Source organism: Endozoicomonas euniceicola, assembly GCF_025562755.1.
Taxonomy (GTDB): Bacteria; Pseudomonadota; Gammaproteobacteria; order Pseudomonadales; family Endozoicomonadaceae; genus Endozoicomonas_A; species Endozoicomonas_A euniceicola.
In genome coordinates this window covers 4,095,558-4,105,324 of the sequence record NZ_CP103300.1, presented here as the reverse complement: position 1 = coordinate 4,105,324, position 9,767 = coordinate 4,095,558, and the positions used below count along the sequence as shown (strand labels likewise).

The following is a 9,767-nucleotide window of genomic DNA, read 5'->3' as shown; positions in this document are numbered from 1 at the left end:
TTTACTGTCAGAAGTAACACTAATCATTACTTGATTGATTGCTTTCAGGGTTAAGTGCGCACCATTTTCCATCATGTTGCAAGGTATAGGTTTTTTCATCGAAGTGAGAGGAAATGACAGAGCCTCTTAGCTGAAGTCGGAATAGATAGTAACCCGGGTCTTCAGGCTTTTGGCATGAAGGCATACGTATATCATTGTCTGACCTCATCATCTCATCAGTGAGTCCGGGAATTGATTGAATTGACGGGTCATTAAGTAATTTCTTAAGTTCTTCAAGCAACTGCTGTCTTCTATTTTCATGTAACTCATAGAGTTCATCTAATGACATTCCCGGTAAATTCTCATGAAATAATTCGTGAAATTCTTCAGGTAAAACCCAGGTACCAGCCCTTGTCGTTGTGTCAGCTTCACTTGAAAAGCTGTATCCCAGCTCTCTGGCCTTCTCTTCGGTGACCAGGTGGTATTTTCTTGCTCCAACCTTGCCTCTGGCATCGGCCTGATAGTCATCAGGTAGTTTTTTTCTGTAAGGCTGTTCGGGGGGGTCTTCCCCATTGTTGCCCCCTAATGAAGACGCGGAGGGTGAATAACTATGAGAAAGCGTCCGTGACGGTTTTCCCGGCTGCGTATTTGAGCTGGAAGAACATCCGGAATGGCCTTTGTTATTGGAAGTTGAGCCCACGGGGTATACGACAATAAGCCTGTTAATATCCTCAGTACAGATAAGAACAAGCTTATAAACTGACCTGTCGATTTCATAGTTTGTACTAATACTTTCTGTCGCTATTTCAATCGTTGATAATTTGTTAAACGACCATTCTTGTTGAGTATAAAAAGGAAGGTAATGATTAGGTTCATATAATCCCAAACCGGGTTTTGACCAAAGTATTTCCTGAGGTTTCGCAGCAGCCGGAAGCAGTAGTAACCATTTAAAAAACATCAGCCTCGTTACCCGCAAAGCTGATGAGTCATCAAACACTGTCGTAAGACCAGCCCTTGCTCTTGAAGCGTTTTGAAATGTAATCATTTGTCTACTTCCTATGGTATTCCAAGTTTGCCTGAAAGCATCAGAGACCAACGTTCAGCGAGCTTCTGTGATCCAGACTGTTGAGGGTAATAAGGATGAGAGAGACAACAATCATTTCACCATAGAACTAAATTGACCTTTAGGAGCAGTTTTTTTCACAAAGCTCGCTTTAGCAGGTAGGATTTAGGGGGACATTTTTACAAAACCGGAATGCAGGTGTTTCATGGGCGCAACAACCAAAGCAGATTTAGACCCAAAAGCAGAAGAAGGTCGTTTAAAAACACTGGTGAGCGATATTCTGGATGAAGCCCGTCGTCAGGGAGCAGATGCCTGTGAGGTTGGGGTGAGTCTGGACGCCGGGTTGTCGGTTGGGGTCAGAATGGGCGATGTGGAGACCGTTGAGTTCAATCGTGACCAGGGGTTTGGGATAACGGTTTATCGTGGCAAAAAGAAAGGCTCGGCCAGTACGTCCGACAGCTCTCGCGACGCTATCCGGGAAACCGTAAAAGCGGCTTATGATATTGCCGGGTACGCTTCTGAAGACCCTGATGCAGGGCTTGCGGAAGCTGAACTGATGGCGCAGGACCTGCCCGATCTTGATCTCTATCATCCCTGGGGGATTGAAGCCAACGATGCTATTGAGCTGGCTTTGAAGTGTGAAGATGCGGGGCGTGAGTTTGATGGAAAAATTGCCAATTCTGACGGTGCCAATGTCTCAACACACCAAGGGTGTCGTGTTTATGGAAACAGTCACGGCTTTATTGGCAGTTACGTCTCTACCCGCCACAGCCTGAGTTGTGTACTGATTGGGCAGCAGGGTGACGATATGCAGCGGGACTACTGGTACACAGTTGCCCGTGATGCAGTGGATATGGAATCGGCTGCCCTGGTGGGTAAAAAAGCGGCACAGCGCACCGTTGATCGACTGGGAAGCCAGAAGGTATCGACGGGTCAGTTGCCAGTACTGTTTGCTGCCGAGGTGGCGTCTGGTCTGGTTTCTCACTTTCTCTCTGCGATCAGTGGTGGCAGCCTCTACCGACAGGCGTCGTTTTTGCTGGATCATTTGAATAAACCCGTCTTCCCTGACTGGGTTCGCATTCACGAACAACCTCATTTACAGAAGGCACTGGGTTCTGCCAGTTTTGATAATGACGGGCTTGCGACTCAGGCCAAGGATTTTATTACTGATGGTGTATTGGTGAACTATTTGCTGGGAACCTATTCCGCGCGCAAGCTGGGGATGACCAGTACTGCCAATGCCGGTGGTGTGAACAATCTGTTTTTCGACAGCAATGCCGGTGATCAGAAAGCGCTGTTACAGCAGATGGGAACAGGCTTGCTGGTAACCGAGCTGATGGGGCAGGGGGTTAATACGGTAACAGGGGATTATTCCCGTGGCGCTGCCGGTTTCTGGGTCGAAAATGGTGTTATCCAGTACCCGGTTTCTGAGGTCACCATAGCGGGTAATCTTAAAGATATATTTATGAACATTGTGGCTGCGGGTAATGATTATGATACCCGCAGTAATGTTCAGGTCGGTTCGGTACTGGTTGAAGGTATGATGCTAGCCGGGGAGTGACTGCTCCCCACCCTATCGGGTGAGGCTTCTGATTTCTTAGGCAGCAACCGACAGTATGCCGGATTTACGCAAGCCTCCATCAGCAGAAACGGACAGTCCTTCCGCCTTTAATTTCAATATGCCTTGCTTCTTGATATTGCGAGCTGCATTAATATCCCGGTCATGGATAGCACCACAGCTACACTCCCATGATCGGATTCTCAATGGCATTTTTTCCTGTTTCAAATCGCAGACTGAGCAAGTTTTAGAGGATGCAAACCACTGGTCTATCTTCACCAGATGTTTACCTTCCTGCTTTGCCTTGTATTCGAGTTTGGTTATCAGTGAGTGCCAGCCAGCATCAGCAATAGAACGAGCAAGACGCTTGTTCTTGAGCATGTTTTTAACTTTCAGTGTCTCCACAATCACCGCTTGGTTTTCGTCGATGAGTTGTTTTGATAGCTTATGCTGAAAATCATTACGGGCAAAGGCTACACGCTCATGCGCCTTTGCCACCAATAAACGGGCTTTGTGCCTACCTCTTGAGCCTTTCTTGCAGCGAGATAGAGCCTGTTGTTTTCTTTTCAGGTTACGTTGTGCTTTTTTCAGAAAGCGAGGATTGCCAGTCTTATGGCCGGTACTGGTGATAGCCAGATCAGTAATCCCCATATCAACACCGACAACCTGATTAGCTTCAAGATTATCAATCTGTTTTGGTTGTTCCTGGGTATCATCAGCCAATATGGAGGCAAAATACTTGCCGGTTAGCGTTCTGCTCAGGGTGATAGACTTCACCTTACCCACTATTTCACGATGCACTTTAGCCCTTATGGGCTTGCGCTTGGGGATTTTTATCCAGTTATCGCCCACAGAGACAGACGTACAATGGTAGCTACTTTGCTTGCCATGCTTTTTCTTGAAGCGAGGAAATCTTGCCTGCAATTTGGGATTGAAAAAGTTTTGAAAGGCCGTATCCAGATTGATAGTGGCCTGTTGCAGTGCAATAGAGTCAGCGTTTTTCAGCCATGAGTACTTTCGGCTTTTCTTGGCTTTTGCCAGCAAGGGCTTCAGTAGGACTTACGCATTGATGGCACCTGCAAATTTTGGTAGCAGGTCATCTTTGTCCTTTGCAAAAATCTTAATGAAGGCACCAACCACTTCTTTAAACAGCTTACGCTGGTGCTGATAAATATTCGTAAACTCCTGCGCTATCTGCATTTTCTGGAGATAAACAAAGCTCAGAATACTTGAGAATATGTGATTTCTTACAGGCCGCTCATTACGCACCTGAAAATGTTCGATATGGCAAACCTGCTTGATCGCCCTGTGGAACTGCTCAATCTGCCAGTGCTGGTCGTGGATCAGGATGAAATCATCGCGTTGAACAGGTACATCTTCTGGCAGGTAAACCACGTAGTGGCGACGCTGGTCTTTTAGCATCGTCCTGAACAACCTGACTTTGCCGAAATCCTTGAGCCAGACATCCAAACCATCGTCTGGTACCTCAAGAGCCTGAACCTGCTGCCAATGACCTTTTTCCAGTGATACCGTCCTGTTTTTTTCAACTGCAAACATGAACCCTGTCTGATGGTTTTTAATCGTCTTCAGGTTTTTGACGCAGCTGTACCAGGAGTCACCGGTTACATACGCTGGCTTCAGCCCCCATGCCAGCACTTCACTCAACATTTCAAGAAAGTAATCGTTTTTGGTCTTGCCTTCCGACTTGTCGCATATTCTGAAGTTCACGGGCATATGCCGACCGGCGGGATCGGTGTAATAGAGGGTGACAAGATTAATACCTTTGACTGCCCGGTGATGCTTGCCTGACCAGAAGTGGCTAACAAGCGCTACAGAATTGCTATACGGTTTATCAAGAACAGTATCATCGACGCTCAACGTGCCGCCAACAAGGCATAAGTTTTGGGCGGCTTCATCGAACATGTCTTTTGGTTGGTAATTTTCGCGCTGAAGAAAGCGGTTAACGCTATCGTGAGAAATGCCAGTCACTTCTGCCAGCCTTGTGCATGTTGATGATTTGGGCTCACTGATCAAAAATCCCATGTATTGTGGAAGTGTGCATTTTGCAGTCGTTGGGCGAGTAGTACTTCTCACTTTCGTCCCTGAAAGATAGTCATTTGTGGCTATTATCAAATTTTAAAGCCTGCTGTCAATGCGTAAGTCCTATTCAGGTGTTTTTTGGGAGAAAGGCTCTGCCTACGAACCTTGTAATAATGAACCTTAATAGCCAGGGCCTTGTTCCATACGAACCGCACAGCATCAAACTGACGGTCGAGAAATTCCGCCTGCTCTGATGTTGGATAGATTCGTACTTTGGTGGCTCTCAGCATGGAACGTTATTTCAGTGCTCATTAATATAAATTTTATATTACAGGTATTTGAAAGAGGTTTTCAAGTGGGCGCACACAATAAAGATTTGCTTAAAGGGTATCTTCGCAAACGACATAGCGTTACCAAGCTGGTTGTTCATTTGGTGTTCACGACAAAGTACAGACGAAAGCTTTTTGATGGCTATATGATCAAGCAGTTACGGGAGTCGTTCGAGAGTGCATGTGAAAAACTGGAATGCCAGTTACTTGAAATGGATGGCGAAAAAGATCACGTACACCTGTTGGTGGCCTACCCACCAAAACTGGCTATCAGTGTCATGGTAAATAATCTCAAATCAACATCATCAAGACGGTTGCGAATGCTGAATACCCACCTTACTGCTCAGAGCAAAGCAGGCTTAATGTGGTCAAGGTCTTACTTTGCTTGCAGTGCTGGCAGTGCAACTATCGAGACTCTGAAGGACTACGTTAATAGCCAGAGTACACCAGATTGATGGCGGAAGGCTCTGCGCCTTCCCGTCTTATATCCCCGCCCGCATTGGGCGAGGGTTTACGACGATTTTGCTAAATCTTCTGGCCCAGGAAGTTGGCAGGGCAGTTTTAGAGCCTGCCAACCTTCAGCCAAATATCATCCGGGTTAGCCACTCACACCACGACTCCCTGCCTTCATCTATCTTTTTCTGTCGCTCTGTCTTTTGTCTTACTATTTCATTAACCCTGAACTTGATCATATATTTGATAGCCGTCGTGATTGACAGATGGAGATTTTCTCCAGTCAAACGTTCATATTGGTGATCGTGTGATGTTGCAAGGGCTTTAATAGCTTTATTGACGCGAACACTAATATCAAACTCATCAAGGGGGGAGGCTGCTTCAGAGTCCACAATATATTGTGCCTGCATGTTCACATACGTTTCGAGGCCGTAGTGCCGAATAATTTCACGGTGTTGAGTGAAAGCTGTTTGTCCACTATCCAGTTTCGACCATTCATCATTGGTTCTCAGGCGGTCAACCAGTTCAGGATGTTTTATGTTATTTAGTCGTAGAAAGGAGTTGAAAATTTTAAGTTTCCCGGTAAGCCCCTCTGCTATAACTTCTGCGGCATTATCATCAAATGCTTGTGCAAGTAACTTACAGTTATCTATGTGTAAGTTGCCATTATTCTTAAGAGCCTCTATTGCTGATTCTGAATAGCCTAATTGCTTTAGAGCCTCTATGGACAGAGTATGTGTTACTAAATCATTGAGAAGCTGATCAATTTCATTTTTATTAATTGTGCCTGAGTTATCGATACAAATCTTATTAATACGATTTTCATCTAATAGTCCAGAGTTATTTAGCAAATTCAGCGTGTATTCTTTTATACCCTTCTGTTTCAGGAAATCTGTAACCGCCTTGGATTTTTCCTTTAAGTCCTGATTTTGCCTGGTGGCTTCGGTTTGCATGGGGAGTCCGGTGGTGTGTTCCGTCATCTCCTGCTCTTGAGTACCATAAAGAAGCTCTGTAAGGCGTCTTTCAACATCAAGATCAGGGGCTAAACCATGGATATACTCGAGTACTGCTCCACTGACGGATTTGTCTAACTTATGGTTATGTATGATAAACAGTGCTACAGGGTATGGTCTGAAAAGACGGGAACTATAAATTTCACTGGGTATGTAACCTTTCCGGGCCATGTTGTTGTAGAGGTTCACTCGTTTTTCACCATTAAAGCCAAGCAGTTTTGCCAGGTGCCTTGTTACTTCTTCAGGGATATTGTCATTGGGGATTTCGGGTTTTTTTCTGACTACATCTCTCCAGGCTGAAGGTGTTTTGGCCAAAATGAGCTGATGGATAAGGTGCAGATTATTGTTCTCGCCTACGGTTTTTGCAATATGATGTAGCACTGACAACGATATAGCTTTGTCTTCATCATTACGTTGTTCCAGCTTTTCAATCAGGTCATCACTTCTCAGGGAAGAACTTAAATCATCTTCTGAGAATGCCATCAGCAATTCCGCCAGCTGTTCTGCCGTGAGCTGACCGTAGGCGTATAGACTGGACAAAACAAAGTCAGGCACAGTGTTAAACAGTTCCGAAAATTGGCTCTGATTCAGAATAGAGCGAATGTCCAGCCTACTTCCACTTTCTCCTTCTGTTTTTTTAACAGTCTGGTCGGGATGCTGACCATCGCCACCTCCTCCATTGACACCTTCGGCATTACCGCTTTCACCATTTCCGGCAGGATTCCGATTGTTACTTGCCCCTCCTGTTTTCCGGTGCCTTAAACCATTACCAGAAGCCTCCTGACTGTTACCAGTATTTTCAGGGTTACCATTAATCATTGCGTTGAGGATGCCGCTGACAGGAATAGATTGATCTGATGTGATCATCACCTTCATGTCATTTAAGCTATCGATCAGGTTTTGTATGTAACGTTCATTGGCCTCATCGCTGTTTTCCAAAGCACTTTCCAGGTCTTCCCTCTGACTGAACCAGCTGCTTAACCAGTGCTGCTTTCTCCGGAGATAGCTCAGTAACTGAAAGGGGTTGGTCAGTGCTTTGGCTTTTTTGAGTGCCAGTGCTTCGTCACCGGATAGAGTGGAGGTAAAGGACTCACCAGATAGAAGCAAAATGGTAATGCGAATAAAAGGATGTTGGTTTTGGGGAGCCAAAACGGGAGAGATCACCAGTTCGCTTCCAGCCAGGGGTGAAAACAGAAAGGGTGGCTTTCTGTCATCAAAAGGATCGTCTAATCCCATGTGCCCTGATGAAGAGCCGAATAATAAGGGTGGGTCTGAGCGATCGTAAGGTAATGGCAGGTGTCCGGTTTCATTCTGAGGCTTAACATCGCTGGTGATGCTGTAGCCTTGAACTTGAGAGTTACGCTCTGTGACGGGTTTAAGGGCTATTACCCCGGTAAAGTCAGGCCCCGGGAATGTTGGTTGAAACAAGTGGTTCTGGACATCCGCTGTTTTTGTCTTCAGCCGGGAGCGTCCCTGAGCACTATGAAAATAAAGCAGTTTGCAATCTGAACCCTCAGGCTCGTTTAAGGTTGAGGCCATTACCTTCACGCCTTGCGATTCAGTGGCTAAAGACCATGACTCGGGGAGGCAGGCCTGAAGGTGCCTGCCTTCAGTGACCCCACTCCAGACGAATTCGTACTCCTTTTTATTGCTCGTATCCGGGACGTTGACTGCGTCAGAAGAATACGACAAGTCTTCGGTAATAAGCGTATTATAATATTGGCCGTTTGCTTTGGCTCGTGAGTAAATAGCGACTTGAGAGTAAGAGTTGCTTATGCATAGCACTGCTATAAAAAATACAGTTAATGCGCGAGTATCCTTTATATTCATTTTTGACTACAGCTTTGCCGGGTGTTTGAGTATTTTTTTACGAAGGCATGAAGTCAAAAAAGAATAGAAGCTGCAATCAGGAATGCAACACGAATGGCTGAATATAAATTCGGTCACGCGTAAAAAAGCGTCGCCAGCCCAAGAAAGGAGAAAAAGCCCAGCACATCAGAAATCGTTGTCAGAATGATTGTGCCAGCCAGAGATGGATCAATGTTCATCGATTTCAGAATCACCGGCAGGCTGGCACCTACAATCACCGCAGCGCTCAGGTTGATCACCATGGCACAGCCAATCACAAACGAAATAATCGGGTCGTTAAACCACAGGTAAGCGATCAGGGCGACCAGGCTGGCCCAGAGCAGACCGTTCATAAAGCCTACCGCCAGCTCACGACTCAACAGCCAGCGCAGGTTGGTGCTGCTGATCTGTCCAAGCGCCATCCCGCGAATCACCAGAGTGAGAGCCTGACCACCGGCGTTACCGCCCATTCCGGCGACAATTGGCATAAGTACTGCCAGTGCCACCACTTTGTCGATCGTGGTCTGGAACATGCCGATGACAGAGGCAGCGATAAAGGCAGTAATTAAGTTAATGCCCAGCCAGACGGCACGGCGCCTTGCCGTTTTAAAGACGGGGGCAAAGGTGTCTTCGTCATCATCCAGACCCGCCATGCTCATCATGGAGTGTTCAGCCTCTTCCCGGATGACGTCCACCACATCGTCGATGGTAATACGACCCAGCAGCTTGCCTTTGTCATTGATAACCGGGGCGGAAACGAGATCCTGTCGTTCGAAAATCTGGGCGACCTGGGTGTCTTCAGTATCTGCGGGTATGGGCGTGATATCGGTTTGCATGACTTCATAGACTGAGGCAGAAGGGTCTGTGGTCAGCAATATGCCAAGCGGTAAAGAACCAATGTATTCATCCCGGCGGTTGACCACCAGAAGGCTATCGGTCATCTCCGGGAGTTTCTCATGTCGCCGCAGATAGCGCAGCACCACATCAACGGTATTGCTGGGGCGAATGGTGACCATATCGGTGTTCATCAGGCCACCGGCGGTGTCTTCCGGGTAGGACAGGACCACTTCAATCCGTTGCCGGTCCTGACTGTCCATGGAATCAAGCACTCTGCGGGTGATCGTGCCGGGCAGCTGTTGCAGCAGGTCGGCAATGTCGTCTACATCCTGACCGTCAGTGATGGCCTTAAGCTCGGCAATGTTCATCCGGTCCAGAAAGAACTGCCTGACTTCGTCGCTTAACTCCTGCAGCACGTCGCCTTCCTGATCCTGGTCGATTAAGCGCCAGAGCAGGCTGCGAAGTTTGGGTGGGGAGGATTCCAGCAGGTGTGCCGCATCAGCCGCCGGAAGGCTGTTGAGCATGCGTCTGAGTTCCGGCGAGACACCGTGTTCCAGTGCTTCATTGAGCTCTTTAAGCGCCTTGTCCCCGATACTCAGTTGCAGTTGCTGAACCATATTCCACGCCTGGTGTTGTCTATGACTGAG

Annotated in this window: 8 protein-coding genes; 2 read left to right on the top strand and 6 right to left on the bottom strand. The window is 47.0% G+C overall.

The window, feature by feature from the left end:
* Positions 1–19 precede the first annotated feature (19 nt).
* A complete protein-coding gene (locus tag NX720_RS16705) occupies positions 20–1,024 on the bottom strand; it encodes a hypothetical protein (protein ID WP_262596050.1) in 1,005 nt (334 codons plus the stop codon).
* Positions 1,025–1,247: 223 nt separating this feature from the next.
* Here NX720_RS16705 and pmbA point away from each other — a divergent pair, with 223 nt between their 5' ends.
* Entirely contained in the window at positions 1,248–2,603 is a 1,356-nt protein-coding gene (gene pmbA / locus NX720_RS16700) for a metalloprotease PmbA (protein WP_262596049.1), read from the top strand.
* 36 nt (positions 2,604–2,639) lie between these two features.
* On the opposite strand, the gene NX720_RS16695 is transcribed toward pmbA, so the two are convergent.
* Genes NX720_RS16695 through NX720_RS16685 form a run of 3 tightly spaced genes read right to left on the bottom strand, consistent with a single transcriptional unit; the run spans position 2,640 to position 4,930 of the window.
* Positions 2,640–3,644: an RNA-guided endonuclease InsQ/TnpB family protein gene (locus NX720_RS16695; RefSeq protein WP_262596047.1), complete on the bottom strand. Its 1,005-nt coding sequence runs from the start codon at positions 3,642–3,644 to the stop codon at positions 2,640–2,642.
* A 15-nt stretch (positions 3,645–3,659) separates the two neighbouring features.
* A complete protein-coding gene (locus NX720_RS16690; RefSeq protein ID WP_262596045.1) occupies positions 3,660–4,694 on the bottom strand; it encodes an IS701 family transposase in 1,035 nt (344 codons plus the stop codon).
* A 35-nt stretch (positions 4,695–4,729) separates the two neighbouring features.
* Complete coding sequence (locus tag NX720_RS16685; protein WP_262596043.1) at positions 4,730–4,930, bottom strand: helix-turn-helix domain-containing protein; 201 nt, start codon at positions 4,928–4,930, stop codon at positions 4,730–4,732.
* A gap of 65 nt (positions 4,931–4,995) precedes the next feature.
* Here NX720_RS16685 and tnpA point away from each other — a divergent pair, with 65 nt between their 5' ends.
* Positions 4,996–5,424 (top strand): IS200/IS605 family transposase, encoded by a 429-nt coding sequence (gene tnpA / locus NX720_RS16680; protein WP_262596041.1) that lies wholly within the window; start codon positions 4,996–4,998, stop codon positions 5,422–5,424.
* Positions 5,425–5,547: 123 nt separating this feature from the next.
* Here tnpA and NX720_RS16675 read toward each other — a convergent pair whose 3' ends face one another.
* Both NX720_RS16675 and mgtE read right to left on the bottom strand, forming a co-directional pair.
* Positions 5,548–8,127, bottom strand: coding sequence for a hypothetical protein (locus NX720_RS16675; RefSeq protein WP_262596040.1), 2,580 nt, complete (start codon positions 8,125–8,127; stop codon positions 5,548–5,550).
* Positions 8,128–8,378: 251 nt separating this feature from the next.
* The gene (gene mgtE, locus NX720_RS16670) at positions 8,379–9,737 is read right to left on the bottom strand and encodes a magnesium transporter (RefSeq protein ID WP_262596039.1); all 1,359 of its coding nucleotides are present in this window, start codon (positions 9,735–9,737) and stop codon (positions 8,379–8,381) included.
* Positions 9,738–9,767 lie beyond the last annotated feature (30 nt).

Bases quoted from the DNA above. Each gene is read 5' to 3' on its own strand.
- NX720_RS16705 (WP_262596050.1), bottom strand. From the start codon at position 1,024: ATGATTACATTTCAAAACGCTTCAAGAGCAAGGGCTGGTCTTACGACA.
- pmbA (WP_262596049.1), top strand. From the start codon at position 1,248: ATGGGCGCAACAACCAAAGCAGATTTAGACCCAAAAGCAGAAGAAGGT.
- NX720_RS16685 (WP_262596043.1), bottom strand. From the start codon at position 4,930: ATGCTGAGAGCCACCAAAGTACGAATCTATCCAACATCAGAGCAGGCG.
- mgtE (WP_262596039.1), bottom strand. From the start codon at position 9,737: ATGGTTCAGCAACTGCAACTGAGTATCGGGGACAAGGCGCTTAAAGAG.